This is a genomic window from Planotetraspora phitsanulokensis, assembly GCF_016863295.1.
In the GTDB taxonomy this organism is placed as follows: Bacteria; Actinomycetota; Actinomycetes; order Streptosporangiales; family Streptosporangiaceae; genus Planotetraspora; species Planotetraspora phitsanulokensis.
In genome coordinates, this window is record NZ_BOOP01000011.1 from 215,414 (window position 1) to 234,759 (window position 19,346).

Here is a 19,346-nt window from a genome sequence, read left to right on the forward strand (position 1 = left end):
TATATCCCTCTAAACGACTGTTTTATCAGCGACAGCGCTATTAACGAGGACAAGAGATGGTCACACCGGGTAGCCGTAGGCTGCCTGTGGACCTACCCGGATTACTTGTACTTTGCGCCCCTGGCCTGGTGAAGTGGGACACGACATCCACGGCTTGGCCGAGGCGGCCGAACGAAAGTGATTCCACAACGCTGTGAAGGAGTACGGAGTGGCCCCCGAGACCCCCGGTCACGAGACCCAGGAGACGCTGTCGAACCTGCTGAGTGAGACGCGGCGGTTCGCCCCACCGGCCGACCTGGCAGCGGCAGCGAACATCACGGCGAGCGCATACGAGGAGGCCGCCGAGGACCGGCTCGCCTTCTGGGAGCGCGCGGCCGAGCGGCTGACCTGGGCCCAGCCCTGGGAGACCACCCTGGAGTGGAATCCCCCCTTCGCCAAGTGGTTCATCGGCGGCAAGCTGAACGTCGCCTACAACTGCGTCGACCGCCACGTCGAGGCCGGCAGGGGCGACAAGGTCGCCTACTACTGGGAGGGCGAGCCCGACGGCGACAGCCGTACGATCACGTACGCGGACCTCCAGCAGGAGGTCTCGAAGGCGGCGAACGCCCTCGAGGAGCTGGGCGTCCGCAAGGGCGACCGGGTCGCCATCTACATGCCGATGATCCCCGAGCTGCCGATCTCGCTGCTCGCCTGCGCGCGCATCGGCGCGATCCACTCGGTCGTCTTCGGCGGCTTCTCGGCCGCGGCGCTGAAGAGCCGCATCGACGACGCCGACGCCAAGGTCGTCATCACGGCCGACGGCGGCTACCGGCGCGGGGCGCCGAGCGCGCTCAAGCCGACCGTCGACGAGGCGGTGGAGCAGTGCCCGAGCATCGAGCACGTGCTCGTCGTCCGCAGGACCGGCCAGGACGTCGCGACCACCGACAAGGACGTGTGGTGGCACGACATCGTCGACCGCCAGCCGTCCGAGCACGAGGCCGTGCCGCACGACGCCGAGGACCCGCTGTACATCCTGTACACGAGCGGCACCACCGGGAAGCCCAAGGGGATTCTGCACACCACCGGCGGCTACCTCACGCAGGTCGCCTGGACGCATCACGCGGTCTTCGACCTCAAGCCCGACAGCGACATCTACTGGTGCACCGCCGACATCGGCTGGGTGACCGGGCACTCCTACATCGTGTACGGCCCGCTCGCCAACGGCGCGACCAGCGTGATCTACGAGGGCACCCCTGACACTCCGCACCGGGGCCGGTTCTGGGAGATCGTCCAGAAGTACGACGTGACGATCCTCTACACCGCGCCGACGGCGATCAGGACGTTCATGAAGTGGGGCGACGACATCCCCGCCAAGTACGACATGTCCTCGCTGCGGGTGCTCGGGTCGGTCGGCGAGCCGATCAACCCCGAGGCGTATGTGTGGTACCGCGAGCACATCGGCGGCGACCGCTGCCCGGTCGTCGACACGTGGTGGCAGACCGAGACGGGCGCCATCATGATCAGCCCGCTGCCCGGCGTCACCGCCGCCAAGCCCGGCGCGGCGATGCGTCCGCTGCCCGGCATCTCGGCCGACGTCGTCGACGACCAGGGCGTTTCCGTGCCCGACGGCGGCGGCGGCTTCCTCGTCGTCCGCGAGCCCTGGCCGTCCATGCTCCGCACGATCTGGGGCGACGACAAGCGGTACATCGACACCTACTGGTCGCGCTTCGACGGGATGTACTTCCCCGGCGACGGCGCCAAGCGCGACGCGGACGGCGACCTGTGGCTGCTCGGCCGGGTCGACGACGTCATGCTGGTCTCCGGCCACAACATCTCGACGACCGAGGTCGAAAGCGCACTGGTCAGCCACCCGAAGGTCGCCGAGGCGGCCGTCGTGGGGGCGACCGACCCGGTCACCGGGCAGGCGATCGTCTCGTTCGTGATCCTGCGCGGCAACGTGGAGGAGAGCGACCACATCGCGGCCGAGTTGCGCGCCCACGTGGCCAAGGAGCTCGGGCCCATCGCCAAGCCGCGTCAGATCCTGGTCGTGCCCGAGCTGCCCAAGACCCGGTCCGGCAAGATCATGCGTCGCCTGCTCCGCGACGTGGCCGAGAACCGTTCGCTCGGTGACGTCACCACGCTCACCGACAGCTCGGTGATGAACCTCATCTCCGAGAAGTTGCCGAGCGCCAAGAGCGAGGACTGAGCCGGTCGGCCAGTCGGGGGCGCGGGTGCACGGCACCCGCGCCCCTTCGCGTGCTTGGGTAGCCTTGTCCCCAGGTGTGCCGGGAAGTCTGGTCGGCGAACTGACAGCAGCCGATCCGCGGGGGAGACGATGGACCGACCCACCCAGGGACGGCCGCCCAGGTCCGCGGTCGCCTACGCCCAGCGGATGGCCGAGGCGCTGCGAACGGAGACCATCGGCGGAGTCGTGGTCCTCGTCGCCACCGCCATGGCGCTGATCTGGGCGAACTCCCCCTGGGGTCCGTCGTACGACGCGCTCAGGAACGCCGTCGTCGGTCCGATGGACCTGACGCTCTACCAGTGGTCGGCTGAGGGCCTGCTCGCGATCTTCTTCTTCGTCGCCGGTATCGAGGTCAAGGAAGAGTTCGTACACGGCGAGCTGAGAACCCTCAAAAGAGCCGCGCTGCCGGTGCTCGCCGCCTTCGCGGGCATGGCCGTACCGGCGCTGTTCTACCTGGCGGTGAGCTGGGGCGTTCCCGGAGCCGCCCGAGGCTGGGCGATCCCGATGGCCACCGACATCGCGTTCGCCCTCGCCGTCCTCGCCGTGACGGCCTCGGCCATGCCCGCCGCGCTGCGCGTCTTCCTCCTCACGCTGGCCGTCGTGGACGATCTCGGCGCGATCACGGTGATCGCCCTGTTCTACAGCGAGAAGGTCCACGTCCTGCCGTTGCTCGGATCGGCGGCCCTCCTGGCCGTGTACGGGTTCCTCCAGCGGCGGCGGTTCCGCAACGTGGCCGTCTACGTGGCGCTCGGCCTCGCCGCCTGGAGCCTCATGCACGAGAGCGGCGTCCACGCGACGGTCGCCGGGGTGGTGTGCGGGCTGCTGACCAGGACCGGCGGCGAAACGGACGGCTCACCCTCGCCCGCGGGACGTGCCGCCCACTTCGCGCGCCCCCTCTCCGCCGGGCTGGCGGTGCCCGTGTTCGCGTTCCTCGCGGCGGGGGTGAGACTGGACCCGGCGTCGCTCGGCTCGGTCTTCACTGACAGGATCGCCTTGGGCGTCGTGGTCGGGCTGGTCGCCGGCAAGTTCGCCGGGGTGTTCGGAGGGGCCTGGCTGTCGGTCCGCCTCGGGTTCGCGCGGATCAGCGACGACCTGCGCTGGCGCGACCTCGCGGCGGTGTCGGTCCTCGCCGGGATCGGTTTCACGGTCTCCCTGCTCATCGGCGACCGGGCCTACCCGGGCTCCGATCGTGTGACGACGGCGGTGCTGACCTCCAGCCTGATCGCCGCGGCCCTCGCGTCCGCCCTTCTTCACGTGCGCGTACAGGCGCGAACACGACATGATGTCCCGTAGACGCAGATAGGAGATCGCAGATGCCCGAGGACGAATCGCTCGGTGCCCTGGTCGCCCAGGCCAGCAATCAAATCTCGACCCTCGTCCGTTCGGAGATCGAGCTGGCCAAGGCCGAGCTCAGGTTCGACGCGAAGCGAGTCGGCACGGCCGCCGGTCTGTTCGGGGCCGCCGCCTTCATCGCGCATCTGTGCCTCATCCTGGCCTCGTTCACCATCGCGTACGGGCTGGTCGCGCTCGGGTTGTGGACATGGGTGGCGTTCCTCATCGTCACGGTCTTCTACCTCGTGGTCGCCGCGGTGATGAGCCTCATCGGGTACCGCCGTCTGAAGGGCCTGTCGGGGATGAAGCGCACCGCCCGGTCGCTGAAGACCCTCGCGAGTGGCCCGGAGGAGGACGAGGCCCCGGCGGCCGCCCCCGCGACGTCCACGTCCACCCCGCCGCCGTACACCGGCCCCACCGCCGGGCAGGTCGGCGCACACCGGGAGTCCATCAGCGATGGCACTTGACGAGTCCGTGGTCCGGATCGAGGGCCCGTGGACCCATCGCGACGTCCACGCCGGGGGCACCCGGTTCCACGTCGTGGAGGCGGGTGAGGGGCCGCTGGTGCTGCTGCTCCACGGCTTCCCCCAGTTCTGGTGGACCTGGCGGCACCAACTCGTGTCCCTCCCCGCCGCCGGATACCGCGCCGTCGCGGTCGATCTCCGGGGGTACGGCGCGAGCGACAAGCCTCCCCGCGGCTACGACCTGCCCACGCTCGCCGTGGACGCCGCCGGGCTGATCCGCGCCCTCGGCGAGACGGGGGCCGTCGTGGTCGGCCACGACTGGGGCGGGCTGCTCGCCTGGACGATGAGCGTGCTCGACCCGAAGGTCGTTCGCCGCCTGGTGCCCGTGGGGGCTCCCCATCCCCTGCGGATGCGCGCGGCCCTGCTGACCGACATCTTCGGGCAGATACGGGCCAGCGGGCACGCCCTGGCGTTCCAGGTCCCGATAATGCCGGAACGCCGGCTGACGGCCGACGGAGGCGCGTTCGTAGGGCGTCTGCTCGAGGCGTGGGCGGGGCCGGAGTGGCCTCCCGGCGACGTGCGGCGCACGTACCAGGACGCGTTCCGCGTGCCGGGAGTCGCCCACTCGGCGCTGGAGTACCACCGCTGGTTCGGGCGCTCCCAGCTCCGGCCCGACGGGCTGCGCTACGCCAGGCAGATGCGAAAGGAGATCGAGGCGCCCACCCTGCAACTGCACGGGGCGCTCGACACGTGCGTGCTCCCCCGGACCGCCCAGGGTTCCAGCCGGTACGTCGCCGCGCCGTACCGGTGGCGGCAGATCGACAGGACCGGGCACTTCCCGCACGAGGAGCGGCCGGACCAGTTCGACACCGAGTTGATCTCCTGGCTCACCGACCCAGAACCCGACCGATGACTGTGCCCAAGCCCGCCTCCCCCTTGGGCGTGATCATGCACAAGTTCATGGAAAGGCCACCTGACCTGACCGCCCTCCGATCGTGATCATGCACAGGTTCGGCAAGAGCCGGCCCGACCTGCGAAAACCCCCTTCGTGATCATGCAAGAGTTCTCGATCAATAACCATGAACAGGCTTTCCACTGTTCGTGATCATGCGATGCGGAGAAGACATGCGCGACCGTGATGAAGCAGGCAGACCACGTAGTTCCCGTCCCCGGGACGACTTCGGCAGGCCCCTGCCGTACGGCACCGAAGGCGTGCCGCGCGTTCCGGACGACTACGCCCCGGACGCCCGGCAGGCGATCGACGAGGCGCGCCGCTATCTTGAGAGCGGCCACCCGTTCCATGCGCACGAGGTCCTGGAGGCCCGCTGGAAGACCGGCCCCTCCGACGAGCGGGAACTTTGGCAGGGGCTTGCCCAGATATGCGTTGGCCTCACCCATGTTCAGCGTGGCAACCCGTCCGGCGCCGTCGCGCTCCTGACCCGTGGAGCCGCCCGTCTCGGCTCGTACGGCTCTCGCAGACCGTTCGACCTGGATCTCCGGGCGATGACCCTGGCCGCCGACCAGATCATCGTTGAGATCGACTCGGGAAGCCCCGACGCGAACAGCGCGATATCTCGCATCGTGGGACATCTCAAGTGATCCCCGAGCTGGACGGCTGTGCATGATCACGCCCGAGGTCGGCGCTGGTCACCGGGCCTTTCCACGAGCTTGTGCATGATCACGCCCGAGGTCGGCGCTGGTCACCGGGCCTTTCCACGAGCTTGTGCATGATCACGGCCGGGGGTGAGGGGGTCAGTCGCATTCTTGGGTGCCTACGCGGGCTATCGCGGCACTGCCGTCCTCGGCGTCCGGCAGGACCTCCTCGGCCGTGAGCGCGTACCCCGTCTCCGGCTGGTCGGTGGCCGCCGCGAAGATCACGCCGAACACCTTGCCGTCCGGGCTGAGCAGCGGGCCTCCCGAGTTGCCCGGCTGGACCTTGCCCCGGATCGCGTAGACCTCCCGGTCGACCTTGCGGTGGTTGTAGATGTCGTACGACTCGGCCCGCTGCTTGACCCTGATCCTCGCGGCCAGCGGCGTGAACCCGTGGCCCTTGGGGTAACCGGCGATGACCGCGTCGTCGCGGCTCTCGGCCGAGTAGTCGAAGCGGAGCGACTGCACCTGCAGGTCAGGCACGTCGAGGATGGCGATGTCCCGGTCGGGGTTGTAAAGCACCACCCGGGCGTCGTGGCCCGCCCCCGTGGAGTCGGTGACCCGGAGATCCCGCGTCACCCCTGCGACCACGTGGGCGTTCGTCATGATCTTGTGGGGCGCGTAGACGAATCCGGTGCCCTCGATGCGCTTGCGGCAACTCGGGGCGGTGCCCTGGACCTTCACGATGGACTTGCGCGCCTTGGTCAGGCCGGGGCTGCCCTTCAGGACCCCCTCGTCGGGCGGCGCCACGTTCTGCCCTCCGATGGAGGTGATCACCTGTGGCCACTCCGAGGAGTCGACGAAGTCCCGGAACGGCTTCTGCAGCGCCCGTACGCCGCTGGGAATGGCGTCGTCGACGGTCTGCCAGACCACCGAGCCGTTCACCTGGTCCTTGATCATGGTGAAGCTCATCGAGACCATCAGCGAGCCGAGCAGCCACGCGATCACCAGGACCGACAGGCCGCTGGCCACCGAGCCCCCGAAGGCGTCGACGGTCTTCGCCGGCTCCCACGTCACATGGCTGCGGACCACCGCCCCGATGGTGGACGACGCGAACTGGCCCACCGTCGCGGCCAGGAACACCACCACGATGGCGAGCAGCGCCCGCTCCGTGTCGCCGCTCACGATCGCGCCGGCGATCGGTGGCGCGACGAACATTCCGAGGACGGCCCCGCCGACGAATCCGATGAAGCTGAAGGCCCCGATGATGAAGCCCTGCCGATAACCGGATACGGCGAAGGCCACCACGAGGCCGATCAGAATGAGATCCAGGAGATCACCGCGCACAGTTTCAACGGTATCCAGCCGAGCCGGTCATCGTGCAGGCGTCCCTCAGGTCTCCTCGATATCGTGACGTCATGGAGGCAGGGGACGGGCCACCCGAAGACGGTGAGGCCCAGCGCGAGGGGACCCGGCGGGGGCCAGACGGCGATCACGAAACCGGTGTCGACCAGCTGATCCAGGTCGCGCTCGGCGACAGGGACCCGGACGGGACCACACGGTGGCAGGCCATCACCGCGCTGCAGGCGCGGGGAGACCTGGAGACGTTCACCGTGGCCAGGCGGTTGTGCGCGAGCGCGTCCGCGAGCGAGCGGGTGCTCGGCGTGGACATCCTGGGCGAGCTCGGCCGTGACCGCCCGTTCGCCGACCGGACTCTGCCCGTGCTGCGCTATCTCGCGGTGAGCGAGAGCGATTCCCATGTGCTCTATTCCGTGCTGATCGCGTTCGGGCACCTGCGCGACGTGCGCGCCCTCCCGTCGGTGATCGAGCTCTCCGGGAGCGATGATCCCGTCGTCCGGTACGGCGCCGCCTACGCGTTGCCCAACGTCATGGGCGATCCGCCCGACCCCGCCGGGCTGTCCGCGCTGCGGCGCCTGGCGGCGGACGAGGACGACGACGTCGCCGACTGGGCGTCGCTCGGCCTGACGCTAACCTCGGGCGGCCAGGTCAAGGACTTCGGGCGGCAGATCCTCGATCCGTGACCGGTCCCACGGCAGCTCGAACCCCGTCGCGGCGAGGACCCCGTCGAGCACGCCGGCGGTGAATCCCCACACCAGCAGACCGCGGACGCGGAACGCCGGGTGGGACGAGGCTCCGGCGGGATACCGGAGTCGAAGCCGGTTGGCCGGGTCGACGAGCTCGGCGATGGGGATGCGCTCCACCGCCTCCACCTCGTCGGGAGAAGCCGCGTGAACCGCACACGGCGTGTGCCACCAGGCCAGCACGGGCGTCACTCGGTTGTCGCTGCGCATGACGTACAGCTCGGGCATGGTGCCGACCACCTCGACGCCCTGCGGGTCGAGTCCGGTCTCCTCCTCCGCCTCGCGCAGGGCGGCGCCGATCGGGCCGTCGTCCTCGGGGTCGAGACCGCCGCCGGGGAACGCGGGCTGCCCGGCGTGCACCCGCCCCTTGGAACTGCGCTGGATGAGCAGGATGTCGGGCCCTTCCGGCCCCTCGCCGAACAGCAGCAGCACCGCCGCACGCCGGCCGTCGCCGTTCGCGGGCGGCCGCAGCGCCGCGGGCACCCGGGTCCGTACGGCTCCCGCCGCCAAGTCGGTCAACCAGCCGGGAACCACGAGCACCTCCGATTAGCGCTGGCTCGGCCCCTCGGGGGCCTGAGCCGACCAGCCTGCCGTACAACGACCACGGACGGCTGAGGCTTCCCGCAGAGAAGAGGAAAACGCGCCCGGCGCCGGAGCCGGCCGGTCGGATTCAGGAGAACGGGCCGGCCTTGACGAGCTTGCGGGCCTCGTCGGGATCGGTGGGGCCGGTGCCGTACGACGGGCAGAGCGCCGCGAGCGGGCAGGCGCCGCAGGCGGGCTTGCGCGCCTGGCAGATCCGCCGGCCGTGCCAGATGAGCCGATGGGACAACATCGTCCACTGGGACTTGGGGATGAGGTCCCCGACCTCGTGCTCGATCTTCACGGGGTCGGTCTCCGTGGTCCACCCGAAGCGCCGGGACAGCCGCTGGAAATGGGTGTCCACGGTGATCCCCGGAACGTCGAAGGCGTTGCCGAGGACGACGTTCGCGGTCTTGCGGCCGACGCCCGGCAGCTTGACGAGCTCGGGGAGCTTGCCGGGGACCTCGCCCTCGTGCCGTTCGCAGAGCGCCTGGGCCATGCCGATGATGCTGTTCGCCTTCGCCCGGAAGAACCCGGTCGATTTGATGATCCCCTCGAGCTCCGCGCGGTCCGCCGCCGCGAAGTCAGCAGCTGTCCGATACTTCGCAAAAAGCACCGGAGTAACCATATTTACCCTTTTGTCCGTACACTGCGCCGAGAGGATCGTGGCGACCAGCAGTTCAAGGGGGTTGCCGAAGTCAAGCTCGCAATGGGCGTCAGGATAGGTTTCGGCCAGGATTCGATTGATCCGCCGGGCACGACGCACCAGAGCGAGCCGGGACTCGGCAGCCGATGGGACTTTGCGGGACACCCAGTAAGCCTATGCGGAAGGCGTGGGTCACAATGGCTAAGCACGGAGCCGACGACCGAGCGCGAACCACAGTAAAGGAGGCACCGTGAGCACCGAAGAAGTACTGAGCAAGGCTCCCCTGTTCTCCGCGCTCGACCCTGAGAGCGCCGCGGCGCTGCGGACCAGCGTCACCGAGGTCGAACTCCCCAAGGGTCGCACCCTCTTCAGCGAGAACGAGACGGGAGACCGCCTCTACGTGGTGCTCGAGGGCAAGATCAAGTTAGCGCGAACAGCCCCCGACGGCCGCGAGAACCTGCTGAGCGTCCTCGGTCCGGGTGAGATGTTCGGCGAACTGTCCCTCTTCGACCCCCGCCCCCGTACGGCGTCCGCCATCGCGTTGACCGACGTCCGGCTCGCCGGGCTGGGACACGACGATCTCCGTCCGTGGCTGACGGGGCGTCCCGAAGTGGCCCTCCATCTGCTGCGCGCCCTTGCGCAACGGCTCCGCCGCACCAACGACGTGCTGGCCGATCTGGTCTTCACCGACGTTCCCGGCCGGGTCGCCAAGCAACTGCTCGACCTCGCCGACCGCTTCGGGAAGAAGACCGACGACGGCATCCGGGTGCACCACGACCTCACTCAGGAGGAACTCGCCCAGCTCGTGGGCGCCTCACGGGAGACGGTCAACAAGGCCCTGGCCGACTTCGCCGGGCGAGGCTGGCTGCGCATCGAGGCGAAGGCCGTTGTGATCATGGACAGGGAGCGGCTCTACAACCGCTCGCGCTAGAGCGTCTTGAGGTAGTTGAGCTGGGCCGCGACCGACATCTCCGCGGCGGGCCACAACGACGTGTCCACATCGGCGTAGACGATCTCGACGATCTCGCGGGCGTCCCTGGCCCCCTGCCTGATGGCCTCGCGGATCTGGTCCAGCCGCTGCCGCCGGTGGGCGATGTAGGCGTCGAGCACGCCGATCGGGTCGGGCAGCACCGGCCCGTGACCGGGAAGCAGCGCCACGGCCTCCAGCATCTCGGCGCCGCTCCTCAGCCTGTCGAGGCTGCGGAGGTAGTCGCCCAGATCCCCGTCGTGGGCGATCACGGTGGTCCCCCGGCCGAGGATCGTGTCGCCGGTGAGCATCGCCCGGTCCTCCGGCAACCACAGGCACAACGAGTCGAACGAGTGTCCCGGGGTGCCGACGACTCGGATCTCCGTACCGCCGGCCGTCACCACGTCCCCGTCCGCGAGCCCCTCGTCGCCCAGCCGGTGCCGGGGATCGAGCGCGCGGACCGGCGCGCCCACCATCTCGGCGAAACGCCTGGCGCCGCCGCTGTGGTCCTCGTGGCCGTGCGTGAGCAGGATCGCCGTCACCCTGCGGTCGCCCAGGTGACCGGCGACCCGCTTGAGGTGCGTCTCGTCGTCGGGTCCGGGGTCGACGACCAGCACGTGGTCCGACAGGCCGACGACCCAGGTGTTGGTGCCGTCGAGGGTCATCGGCGAAGGGTTCGGGGCCAGCAGGTTGGTCGCGCCCGCCGTACCCGACCCGTCCGGGCCGTCGACCGGGATCCGCAGGCCGCTCATGCCGATTCCCGCTTCTGCGTGGGGAGGCGGTAGTCGATGTCGGGGACGTCGAGCACGACCTGTCCGTCATGCTCCCTGGCGGACGGCAGGAAGGTCGTGATCGTCTGGTCGTTCGAGAACACGTCGTCGATCCTCTCGAACGCCGCAATCTCGGTCAATGTATGAAATGTCGGTGGCATGAGCATGATTTCGCCCGCCCGGCTTCGCGCGAGCGCCGCGTCCGGAGTCATCCACGCCACGACGTCGGCCTCGCCGCCCACATCGCGCGTCCGCTGGCCCGCGGGCAGGGCGGCCACGAAGAACCGCGTGTCGAACCGCCGGGTCTCGATCTCGGGCGTGATCCAGTGCGCCCAGGACTTCAGCAGGTCGGACCTCAGCACGAGCCCGCGCCGGTCGAGGAACTCGGCGAACGAGAGGGTGTGGTCGACCAGCGCGAGGCGATCGGCCTCCCAGTCGTCGCCCGTGGTGTCCTCGACGACGGTCTCCGGGCTGGGCCCCGCGAGCAGGACTCCGGACTCCTCGAAAGTCTCCCGTACGGCGGCGCAGACCAGGCCCCTGGCCGTCCTCTCGTCGGCCCCGAACGCCTCACCCCATTCGGCGGGCCGGGGACCGGCCCAGGCGACGGCGTGGTCGCTGTCACGCGGGTCGACCGAACCCCCGGGAAACACGTAGGCGCCTGCCGCGAAGGCCATCGTCGCCTTGCGTTTCAGCAGGTAGACCTCGAACGGGTCGTCCCGGAGCAGCACCACGGTGGCGGCGTCACGGGCGGGGACGGGCAGGATGTGGCCGGCCAGGATGCCCCGCGCACGCTCCCCGAGTTCTCCCGGCAGTGGAATGCCCATGTGCGCCTCCAGCAGAACATCGCTCGGTTTCCGGCCTCATGGTATTCGCGCCGCCGTCTTTCTGGGGACAGGGGCGTGCGAGAGACAACCGGTGATCTTGCCCGAGGAAACTCTGAGAAGCCCGGAGAAACCTGGAGAACGCGGCGAAGGGGCCGGCAAGCGGCCCCTTCCCCGAGGATGTGCGGTGATCGCGCCCGCGAGCCGGGACGCGCCGCGAGTCAGGCGTGGAGTTCGGCGATGATCTCGACTTCCACGGGGGCGTCGAGAGGGAGTACGGCGACGCCCACAGCGCTTCTGGCGTGCTTGCCGGCGTCGCCGAAGACCTCGCCCAGCAGTTCGCTCACGCCGTTGACGACCTGAGGCTGCCCGGTGAAGTCGGGCGCGCTGGCGACGAAGCCGACGACCTTCACGATCCTCGCGACCTTCGACAGGTCCCCGGCCACCGACTTGATGGCCGCGATCGCGTTGAGCCCGCAGACGCGCGCGAGCTCCTTGGCCTCCTCTGCCGAGACCTCGGCCCCCACCTTTCCGGTGGCGGCGAGCTTCCCGTCGACCATCGGCAGCTGGCCCGAGGTGTACACGTGGTCGCCCGTCCGCACGGCGGGCACATAGGCGGCCAGCGGGGGCACGACCTCGGGCAGCACGAGCCCGAGGTCGGCGATCCGCTCTTCCGGCGTCGTCATCACTTGGGCCGCTTCATGTAGGCGACGAGCTGCTCGGGGTTGGGCCCGGGGACGATCGAGACGAGCTCCCAGCCGTCCTCTCCCCAGTTGTCCAGGATCTGCTTGGTCGCATGCGTCAGCAGCGGCACCGTGACGTATTCCCACTTGGTCATGCGCACAGGCTATCGATGTGTCAGGCCACGCCGCCCTCGCCTGTGCCGTTCCCCAGGGGAGCCTCGATCCGGCGGCCCTCCCCGGGCACATCACCGGGCAGGACGGCAGAGGGCTCGACCGCCGGCAGCTCGTCGATCGCCTCCTCCACGGGCTCGGGCTCCGGGTCCTCCGCCACCGGAGCGGGGGCCTGCTCGGCGGCGGGGGCCATCCGGTCGAAGAAGCGCAGCAGCTCGACGGGCAGCGGCATGACGAGCGTGCTGTTCTTCTCCGCCGCGACCTCCACGACGGTCTGGAGCATGCGCAGCTGCAGCGCCGAGGGGTCGGAGGACATCTGCCGCGCCGCCGCGGCCAGCCGCTTGGAGGCCTGGAACTCGCCGTCCGCCGTGATGATGCGAGCCCTGCGCTCGCGCTCGGCCTCGGCCTGGCGGGACATCGACCGCTTCATGCCTTCGGGGAGCGCGACGTCCTTGATCTCGACGCGCTCGATCCTGATGCCCCAGGGACCTTCTGTGGGCTCGTCGATGACGGCCTTCAGCTGGGTGTTCAGCGCGTCCCTGTCGGACAGGAGCTGGTCGAGCTCGGACTGCCCGATGACCGAACGCAGGGACGTCTGGGCGACCTGCGAGACGGCGTAGAGGTAGTTCTGCACGTTGACGACGGCCTTGATCGGGTCGATGACCCGGAAGTACACGACCGCGTCGACGCGGACCGACACGTTGTCCCGGGTGATGCCCTCCTGCGCGGGAACCTCCATCGTGACGATCTGCATGTTGACCTTCTGCATCCGGTCGACGACCGGAACGATCAGATGGAGACCGGGCCCTCGGATGTCCCGCCGGATGCGCCCCAGCCTGAAGACGATCCCGGTTTCGAACTGCTGGACGACGCGCACGCCGCGTGAGACGACGATGATCGCGAGGACGGCCAGGATCACGATGAACGGGAACAGCACCGACTCCATTGCCGGCATCTCCTTCGTGGGCGCGTTCGGGGGGATTCGCCCGTGAACCAAGTCTTACCCAATCGTCGTCCAAGCCGTCATGCGCGGTTCCCCACGAAGTCGACCGAGATGAATCGGCATATGACCGTTGGGTAGCCTTCGAAGCGTGGGCGAGTGGAGCAGGCCGGCCGACCGGCACAGCTGTGGCGGGGCCCGCGTGACGACCCCGTCAGGCAGGCCGGAGGAGGCGAAGTGAAGCAGCCAACCCACAGGAAGAGCACAGCCCGTGACACCGACTGGGAAGGTGTGCGACTGCACGTCGTGACCGGGAAGGGCGGCACCGGCAAGACCACGGTGGCCGCGGCCCTCGCGCTCGCCCTCGCCTCGGGCGACCGCAAGGTGTTGCTCGTGGAGGTCGAGGGACGGCAGGGCATCGCCCAGGTCTTCGACCGCCCGCCCCTGCCGTACGAGGAGCGGAAGATCGCCGTGGCGCCCGGAGGCGGCGACGTCTACGCGCTGGCGATCGATCCCGAAGAGGCCATGCTCGACTACCTCGAGATGTTCTACGGCATCAAGCGCATGGGCAAGGCGCTCACCCGGATGGGCATGATCGACTTCGCCACGACCATCGCGCCCGGTCTGCGCGACGTCCTGGTGACCGGCAAGACCAGCGAGGCCGTACGGCGGCGCGACGCGTCAGGGCGAAGGGTCTACGACGCGATCGTCATGGACGCACCCCCGACGGGCCGGATCGCCCGCTTCCTCAACGTCACCCAGGAGGTCGCCGGGCTGGCCAGGGTCGGCCCGGTCAAGAACCACGCCGACATGGTCCGGGGCGTCCTCGCCTCGCCGGAGACGGCCGTGCACTTCGTGACGCTCCTGGAGGAGATGCCCGTCCAGGAGACGCTCGACGGCATCTCCGAGCTGCACACGGCCAAGCTCCCCGTCGGGGGCGTCTTCATCAACATGGTCCGGCCGACGACCCTGCCTGACGCGGTCCTCGACGCCGCCGCCGCGGATCGGTTCGACCTGTCGGAGCTCGCCCTGGGGCTGAAGGCGGCGGGCCTCGCGGACGGCAAGGCCGACGCGTCCCTGATCGCCGAGTCGCTCGCCCAGGAGGTCGCGGAGCACGCCCTCCGTACGGAGCTGGAACGGCGCGAGCGCAGCACGCTGGACACCACCGGCGCCCCCCGGTACGACCTGCCGTTGCTGGCCGACGGCGTCGACCTCACCGGCCTCTACGAACTCGCCGAGGTCATCCGCAACCAGGGCGCGGCATGACGGTGACGCACCCGCACACCCACGCAGAAGAGGTTGATCTGTGAGCAGGACCGCCCCCGCGCTGGACATCGACGCGATCCTGGACGACGACGGCACGCGGATCATCGTGTGCTGCGGCTCCGGCGGCGTCGGGAAGACCACGACGGCGGCGGCGCTCGGCCTGCGCGCCGCCGAGCGCGGGCGGTCGGTCGTCGTGCTCACCGTGGACCCCGCCCGGCGGCTCGCCCAGTCCATGGGCCTCACCGAGCTCGACAACACCCCGCGCCGCATCATGGGCAACGGCACCGCGGACGACAGGGTCGACGCGGCCAACGGCGGCGAGCTGCACGCGATGATGCTCGACATGAAGCGGACCTTCGATGAGATCATCGAGGCCCACGCCGACCCCCAGCGGGCTCAGCAGATCCTGACCAACCCGTTCTACCAGTCGTTGTCGTCGAGCTTCTCCGGCACGCAGGAGTACATGGCCATGGAGAAACTCGGCCAGCTCCGCCGTTCGGGTGACTGGGACCTGATCGTGGTCGACACCCCGCCGTCGCGGTCCGCCCTCGACTTCCTGGACGCGCCGGAACGGCTCGGGCGGTTCCTCGACGGACGGCTGATCCGCATCCTCACGGCCCCGGCCAAGGCGGGAGGACGGAGCGCGTTCAAGCTGCTCAACGCCGGGTTCGGCATCGTCGCGGGCATGTTGACCAAGGTGCTGGGAGCACAGGTGCTCAAGGACATCCAGACCTTCGTGTCGGCCCTCGACGCGGTCTTCGGCGGCTTCCGGCAGCGGGCGGAACAGACCTACCGTCTCCTGCAGGCGCCCGGCACGGCCTTCCTCGTCGTCGCCGCGCCGGAGCGCGACGCCATGCGCGAGGCCTCCTACTTCGTCGAACGGCTGGCCGACGACCGCATGCCCCTGGCCGGGGTGGTGGTCAACCGGGTGCACCGGGCATCGGCCTCCACACTGTCCGCGGCCCGGAGTGCCGCCGCCGCCGAGGAGCTGGAGGCGCGCCGCGAGCACGACCTGACCGCCGCCGTGTTGCGGCTGCACGCCGACCGCATGCAGCTCGCCGCACGGGAGCAGCGGGAACAGGAGCACTTCACCTCTGCGCACCCCACGGTGCCGCTCGCCCAGGTGCCCGCCATGCCGGAAGACGTCCACGACCTGGCGGGACTGCGCCAGATCGGACGGCTTCTCGCGTCGTAGTCTCCGACGCGTTCGTCAAGATCACCGGGCCGCGCGGTAACAGCGATGTGACGGCGTGGCCACGGTGATGGATGGAGGGGGAGGCGCAGGGAGCGCCCGCCACGAAACCCGAACGGCCGGGGTGCCGGCCGTGAGATCAGACTGACCCGGGGATGGTGACTCGGGCCGAGAAGCCGCAAGGGTGTGCGGTGGTGCCCAGCCGGTCGGGGGTCAGCCGGCGATCAATTCGTTGGTGCGTTCGTACTCTTCCTTGGCTGATTCGAGCAGGTCGCGCCAGGAGTCGACGTCGGGTCGCCGCCTCAGCAGCGCTCTGCGTTCCCGCTCGGTCATTCCGCCCCAGACCCCGAACTCGATGCGGTTGTCCAGCGCATCGGCGAGGCACTCGGTACGGACGGGGCATCCTCGACAGATCAGTTTCGCCCGGTTCTGCGCGGCGCCTTGTACGAAAAGCGCGTCAGGATCCGCACCTCGACAGGCGGCACGGGAGGTCCAATCCGTGATCCACATGTTCGACCCCACTCCCCTTAGGTGGTCAGTCGTCACTTCGGCCGACGGGCGCGGGCGTCGAGCCTCCTGGTAGCAGTTGCCGCAGAGGAGAACGTACGCAAGGAGGCGATCGGACCGACAGTCCCCGGGGGGACCAATTTCTCGCATGGTCATGTCAGGCCATGTGGCCGGGAATGACTAGTCATCCTTGGGAATCAGTAATGCAAGCTGGTGCAATTGGTGCCGATCACGTGACCTATCCGACGTACGCTTGGACCCGTGCAAGCTAAGGGCAAAGGCCGGGCGTCGGCGTTCTGGAACCTTCTGCAGTTGATCGCCGCAGCCGGCGTGGCCGGTCTGCTGGCGGCGGCCATCGCCCTGCCCGCCGTCGGCGGCGCGGGCGTCACGGTGAAGTCGGCGACCGAGGCCCTCAGGCTCGCCCCGGAGGACCTGCCCGAACCTCCGCTGCCCGAGAAGACCACATTCCTCGACGCCAACGGCAAGCCGTTCGCCCAGTTCTACTGGCAGAACCGCGTGTCCGTGGGCCTCAACCAGATCGCGCCGATCATGCAGAAGGCGATCGTGGCGATCGAGGACTTCCGGTTCTACGAGCACGGCGCGCTCGACCTCGAGGGCACGAGCCGCGCGCTGGTCAAGAACCTCACCACGGGCGGGGTGACCCAGGGCGGTTCGTCCATCACCCAGCAGTACGTCAAGCAGGTCCTCTACAACACGGCCGACTCGGACGAGGCCAAGGCGGCCGCCGTCGCCCCCACCGTCTCGCGGAAGCTCAACGAGATCCGCTACGCGATGGCCATCGAGCGGAAGTACTCCAAGGACGAGATCCTCAACCGCTATCTCAACATCGCCTACTACGGCGCGAGCGCGTACGGCATCGAGGCCGCCTCCCAGCGTTTCTTCGGCAAGCACGCCTCCCAGCTCAACCTGACCGAGGCGGCCACGCTGGCGGGAGCCGTACAGGACCCGAACAGGACCGACCCGAACCGGGGCAAGGCGACCAGTGAGCGCCTCCTCGAGCGGCGCAACACGGTGCTGGACCGGATGGCCGAGCTGAAGATCATCACGCTGGCCGAGGCGGCGGAGTCGAAGTCGAAGAAACTCGGCTACAAGGACGTGGCGATCCCGGGTGGATGCGGGGAGAGTTCCTACCCGTACTTCTGCCTGTACGTCAGCAACGAGATCAGGAACAACCCGCAGTTCGGGAAGACGCCGAAGGCCCGCGAGGACTTCCTCAACCGCGGCGGCCTGACCATCAAGACCACGCTCACCCCGAAGATGCAGAAGGCCGCGGACAAGGCGATCAAGAAGTACGTCAGCTCCTCCGACAAGCCGGTGGCGTCCGAGGCGCTCGTCGAGCCCGGAACGGGCGCGATCCGGGCGATGGCGTCCAGCCGCAAGTTCGGCCGGAACAAGAAGAAGAACGAGATCTCCTACAACATCGTGGCGAACTCCGACCACGGCGGTGGGACCGGATTCCAGGCCGGATCGACCTTCAAGGTGTTCACGCTGGTCACCGCCCTCAAGGAGGGCCTGAAGTTCAGCGACGGGTTCAAGGTCGGCGGCACCTTCCGGGCCGGCGGCTACTCCGACTTCAAGAACTGCAAGGGCCAGAACGTCGGCGACCCGAGCGCGACGCAGCACAACTCCGAGGGCGGCGAAGGCGGGTTCGAATCCCTCCAGACCGGCACGTGGGGCTCGGTGAACACCTTCTTCCTGACGCTGGAGCGGAAGGTCGGCCTCTGCAACGTGGTCAAGACCGCCAAGGACATGGGGATCACCCGCTCCGACGGCGCCAAGCTCCGCGAGTTCCAGACCTTCACCCTCGGGTTCAACGAGATGGACCCGGTCACCGTCGCCTCCGCGTACGCCACGCTCGGGGCGCGCGGAAAGTACTGCAAGCCCATGGCGATCACCGCCGTCGTCGACCGGACCGGCAAGACGACGTCGTTCAAGCCGTCGTGCAAGCGGGCCATCGAACCGGCGATCGCCGACGCGGCGAACTACATCCTCGAGGGTGTGTTCACCAAGGGCACGATGTCCGGCGTGGGCGGCATCCCCGGCAGGGACGCGGCCGGCAAGACCGGAACGGGTGACCAGTCGCGGACCGTCTGGTTCGCCGGGTACACCCCCGACCTCGCCGGGGCGGTCAGTCTCGGCGACCCGCGCGGGCCAGTGAAGTACCCGCTCAGCGGCGAGACCATGAACGGGCACCAGTACGGCTCGGTGTTCGGCGCCACGATCCCCGGCCCGATCTGGAAGGCCACCATGACCTCGGCGCTGAAGGGGATCGACGCGACCAGCTTCATCCGGCCCGACATGTCGAGGTTCGGCGGCTGTAGCCAGGCCTGCGCTCCCAAGCCGCCGCCGGACAAGGACAAGGACAAGAACGGTCACGGCGGTCCCGGTGGGCCCGGCGATCCCGGAAACGGCGGCCCCGGCCAGGGCCCGAACCCCCCGATCGTCCCGCCCGCCCAGTGACGACGTGAAAATGCCCTCCCCGCCGATGGCGGGGAGGGCTTCGTCGTTCCTGGGTGAGTCCCTGAGGCACGGCCTCAGGGACTCAGGCGGGCCGTACGGACCCGGGGGACGGCCTCAGGTCTGTATGGCCTTGGCTTGGGGACGGCCTCAGGCGCTCAGGCGCGCCCGTACGGCCTGGGCGACCCGGCCGCCCTCGGCCCGGCCGGCGACCTTGGGGTTGAGGACCTTCATGACCTGTCCCATCGCCTTGGGGCCGGCGGCGCCGCTCTCCGCGATCGCCTCGTCGACGAGCGTGCCCAGCTCCTCGTCGGACAGCTGGGCGGGGAGGTACTCCTCCAGGACGGCCTGCTCGTCGAGCTCCGCCTGAGCCTGCTCGGCGCGGCCGGCGTTGGCGAAGGCCTCCGAGGCCTCCCTGCGCTTCTTCGCCTCACGGGTGAGGACCTTGACGACCTCGTCGTCCGAGAGCTCCCGCGCCGCCTTGCCCGCGACCTCCTCGACGCCGATGGCGGCCAGCGCCATCCGGATCGTCCGGAGCCGCACCTCGTCGCGGGCCTTCAACGAGGTCGCAAGATCGGCCTTCAACTTGTCCTTCAACGCACTCATGGATCCAT

At 69.2% G+C, this 19,346-nt stretch carries 20 protein-coding genes; 10 read left to right on the forward strand and 10 right to left on the reverse strand.

Annotated elements, in window-relative coordinates; translation table 11 throughout:
- Window positions 1-208: 208 nt before the first annotated feature.
- The 5 genes from acs (at window position 209) to Pph01_RS15295 (ending at window position 5,619) form a co-directional block, all read left to right on the forward strand.
- Window positions 209-2,185, forward strand: a complete 1,977-nt coding sequence (acs, locus tag Pph01_RS15275; protein WP_204073724.1) for an acetate--CoA ligase — start codon at window positions 209-211, stop codon at window positions 2,183-2,185.
- A gap of 129 nt (window positions 2,186-2,314) precedes the next feature.
- Window positions 2,315-3,517 carry a Na+/H+ antiporter NhaA gene (gene nhaA / locus Pph01_RS15280; RefSeq protein WP_204073725.1) on the forward strand — a complete coding sequence of 401 codons (1,203 nt, stop codon included), beginning with the start codon at window positions 2,315-2,317 and terminating at the stop codon, window positions 3,515-3,517.
- 20 nt (window positions 3,518-3,537) lie between these two features.
- On the forward strand, window positions 3,538-4,023 hold the full coding sequence (locus Pph01_RS15285) for a phage holin family protein (protein ID WP_204073726.1): 486 nt from the start codon (window positions 3,538-3,540) through the stop codon (window positions 4,021-4,023).
- A complete protein-coding gene (locus Pph01_RS15290) occupies window positions 4,013-4,933 on the forward strand; it encodes an alpha/beta fold hydrolase (RefSeq protein ID WP_204073727.1) in 921 nt (306 codons plus the stop codon). Before Pph01_RS15285 ends, Pph01_RS15290 begins: the two co-directional genes overlap by 11 nt.
- 212 nt (window positions 4,934-5,145) lie before the next feature.
- The gene (locus tag Pph01_RS15295; RefSeq protein WP_204073728.1) at window positions 5,146-5,619 is read left to right on the forward strand and encodes a DUF309 domain-containing protein; all 474 of its coding nucleotides are present in this window, start codon (window positions 5,146-5,148) and stop codon (window positions 5,617-5,619) included.
- A gap of 153 nt (window positions 5,620-5,772) precedes the next feature.
- On the opposite strand, the gene Pph01_RS15300 is transcribed toward Pph01_RS15295, so the two are convergent.
- Complete coding sequence (locus tag Pph01_RS15300; protein WP_204073729.1) at window positions 5,773-6,957, reverse strand: MarP family serine protease; 1,185 nt, start codon at window positions 6,955-6,957, stop codon at window positions 5,773-5,775.
- A 71-nt stretch (window positions 6,958-7,028) separates the two neighbouring features.
- On the opposite strand from Pph01_RS15300, the gene Pph01_RS15305 reads away from it, so the two are divergent.
- Window positions 7,029-7,652 carry a HEAT repeat domain-containing protein gene (locus Pph01_RS15305; RefSeq protein ID WP_204073730.1) on the forward strand — a complete coding sequence of 208 codons (624 nt, stop codon included), beginning with the start codon at window positions 7,029-7,031 and terminating at the stop codon, window positions 7,650-7,652.
- On the opposite strand, the gene Pph01_RS15310 is transcribed toward Pph01_RS15305, so the two are convergent.
- Both Pph01_RS15310 and nth read right to left on the reverse strand, forming a co-directional pair.
- Entirely contained in the window at window positions 7,599-8,231 is a 633-nt protein-coding gene (locus tag Pph01_RS15310) for an NUDIX hydrolase (RefSeq protein ID WP_239116711.1), read from the reverse strand. The genes Pph01_RS15305 and Pph01_RS15310 overlap by 54 nt on opposite strands.
- Window positions 8,232-8,382: 151 nt before the next feature.
- Window positions 8,383-9,102, reverse strand: a complete 720-nt coding sequence (nth, locus tag Pph01_RS15315; RefSeq protein ID WP_204073732.1) for an endonuclease III — start codon at window positions 9,100-9,102, stop codon at window positions 8,383-8,385.
- Between the two features lie 85 nt (window positions 9,103-9,187).
- Between nth and Pph01_RS15320 the strand changes: the two genes are divergently transcribed.
- Window positions 9,188-9,868 (forward strand): Crp/Fnr family transcriptional regulator, encoded by a 681-nt coding sequence (locus Pph01_RS15320; RefSeq protein ID WP_204073733.1) that lies wholly within the window; start codon window positions 9,188-9,190, stop codon window positions 9,866-9,868.
- Here Pph01_RS15320 and Pph01_RS15325 read toward each other — a convergent pair.
- From Pph01_RS15325 to Pph01_RS15345, 5 genes are all read right to left on the reverse strand, one after another.
- A complete protein-coding gene (locus Pph01_RS15325) occupies window positions 9,865-10,656 on the reverse strand; it encodes an MBL fold metallo-hydrolase (protein ID WP_204073734.1) in 792 nt (263 codons plus the stop codon). The genes Pph01_RS15320 and Pph01_RS15325 overlap by 4 nt on opposite strands.
- Window positions 10,653-11,498, reverse strand: a complete 846-nt coding sequence (locus tag Pph01_RS15330) for an NUDIX hydrolase (RefSeq protein ID WP_204073735.1) — start codon at window positions 11,496-11,498, stop codon at window positions 10,653-10,655. Before Pph01_RS15330 ends, Pph01_RS15325 begins: the two co-directional genes overlap by 4 nt.
- A 218-nt stretch (window positions 11,499-11,716) precedes the next feature.
- Window positions 11,717-12,181 (reverse strand): RidA family protein, encoded by a 465-nt coding sequence (locus tag Pph01_RS15335; RefSeq protein WP_204073736.1) that lies wholly within the window; start codon window positions 12,179-12,181, stop codon window positions 11,717-11,719.
- Window positions 12,181-12,333: a Sp36 family protein gene (gene sp36 / locus Pph01_RS15340; RefSeq protein ID WP_203881737.1), complete on the reverse strand. Its 153-nt coding sequence runs from the start codon at window positions 12,331-12,333 to the stop codon at window positions 12,181-12,183. The genes Pph01_RS15335 and sp36 overlap by 1 nt, the downstream gene beginning before the upstream one ends.
- Window positions 12,334-12,353: 20 nt before the next feature.
- Window positions 12,354-13,295 (reverse strand): slipin family protein, encoded by a 942-nt coding sequence (locus tag Pph01_RS15345; RefSeq protein ID WP_204073737.1) that lies wholly within the window; start codon window positions 13,293-13,295, stop codon window positions 12,354-12,356.
- Between the two features lie 231 nt (window positions 13,296-13,526).
- Here Pph01_RS15345 and bagA point away from each other — a divergent pair, with 231 nt between their 5' ends.
- Together bagA and bagB are read left to right on the forward strand one after the other, a co-directional pair.
- Window positions 13,527-14,555 carry an ATPase BagA gene (gene bagA / locus Pph01_RS15350; RefSeq protein ID WP_239116712.1) on the forward strand — a complete coding sequence of 343 codons (1,029 nt, stop codon included), beginning with the start codon at window positions 13,527-13,529 and terminating at the stop codon, window positions 14,553-14,555.
- 40 nt (window positions 14,556-14,595) lie between these two features.
- A complete protein-coding gene (gene bagB, locus Pph01_RS15355) occupies window positions 14,596-15,750 on the forward strand; it encodes an ATPase BagB (protein WP_204073738.1) in 1,155 nt (384 codons plus the stop codon).
- Between the two features lie 210 nt (window positions 15,751-15,960).
- On the opposite strand, the gene Pph01_RS15360 is transcribed toward bagB, so the two are convergent.
- Complete coding sequence (locus Pph01_RS15360) at window positions 15,961-16,257, reverse strand: WhiB family transcriptional regulator (RefSeq protein WP_036326687.1); 297 nt, start codon at window positions 16,255-16,257, stop codon at window positions 15,961-15,963.
- Between the two features lie 258 nt (window positions 16,258-16,515).
- Between Pph01_RS15360 and Pph01_RS15365 the strand changes: the two genes are divergently transcribed.
- Entirely contained in the window at window positions 16,516-18,735 is a 2,220-nt protein-coding gene (locus Pph01_RS15365; protein ID WP_204073739.1) for a transglycosylase domain-containing protein, read from the forward strand.
- 147 nt (window positions 18,736-18,882) lie between these two features.
- Here the strand turns inward: Pph01_RS15365 and Pph01_RS15370 are convergent, their stop codons facing one another.
- Window positions 18,883-19,338, reverse strand: coding sequence for a GatB/YqeY domain-containing protein (locus tag Pph01_RS15370; RefSeq protein ID WP_204073740.1), 456 nt, complete (start codon window positions 19,336-19,338; stop codon window positions 18,883-18,885).
- Between the last annotated feature and the right edge of the window lie 8 nt (window positions 19,339-19,346).

Excerpts from the sequence above, each read along its gene's own strand:
- Pph01_RS15325 (WP_204073734.1), bottom strand. The coding sequence starts at position 10,656 with ATGAGCGGCCTGCGGATCCCGGTCGACGGCCCGGACGGGTCGGGTACG.
- Pph01_RS15290 (WP_204073727.1), top strand. The coding sequence starts at position 4,013 with ATGGCACTTGACGAGTCCGTGGTCCGGATCGAGGGCCCGTGGACCCAT.
- sp36 (WP_203881737.1), bottom strand. The coding sequence starts at position 12,333 with ATGACCAAGTGGGAATACGTCACGGTGCCGCTGCTGACGCATGCGACC.
- Pph01_RS15305 (WP_204073730.1), top strand. The coding sequence starts at position 7,029 with ATGGAGGCAGGGGACGGGCCACCCGAAGACGGTGAGGCCCAGCGCGAG.
- Pph01_RS15370 (WP_204073740.1), bottom strand. The coding sequence starts at position 19,338 with ATGAGTGCGTTGAAGGACAAGTTGAAGGCCGATCTTGCGACCTCGTTG.
- Pph01_RS15360 (WP_036326687.1), bottom strand. The coding sequence starts at position 16,257 with ATGTGGATCACGGATTGGACCTCCCGTGCCGCCTGTCGAGGTGCGGAT.
- nhaA (WP_204073725.1), top strand. The coding sequence starts at position 2,315 with ATGGACCGACCCACCCAGGGACGGCCGCCCAGGTCCGCGGTCGCCTAC.
- Pph01_RS15335 (WP_204073736.1), bottom strand. The coding sequence starts at position 12,181 with ATGACGACGCCGGAAGAGCGGATCGCCGACCTCGGGCTCGTGCTGCCC.
- Pph01_RS15285 (WP_204073726.1), top strand. The coding sequence starts at position 3,538 with ATGCCCGAGGACGAATCGCTCGGTGCCCTGGTCGCCCAGGCCAGCAAT.
- Pph01_RS15345 (WP_204073737.1), bottom strand. The coding sequence starts at position 13,295 with ATGGAGTCGGTGCTGTTCCCGTTCATCGTGATCCTGGCCGTCCTCGCG.
- Pph01_RS15295 (WP_204073728.1), top strand. The coding sequence starts at position 5,146 with ATGCGCGACCGTGATGAAGCAGGCAGACCACGTAGTTCCCGTCCCCGG.
- Pph01_RS15330 (WP_204073735.1), bottom strand. The coding sequence starts at position 11,498 with ATGGGCATTCCACTGCCGGGAGAACTCGGGGAGCGTGCGCGGGGCATC.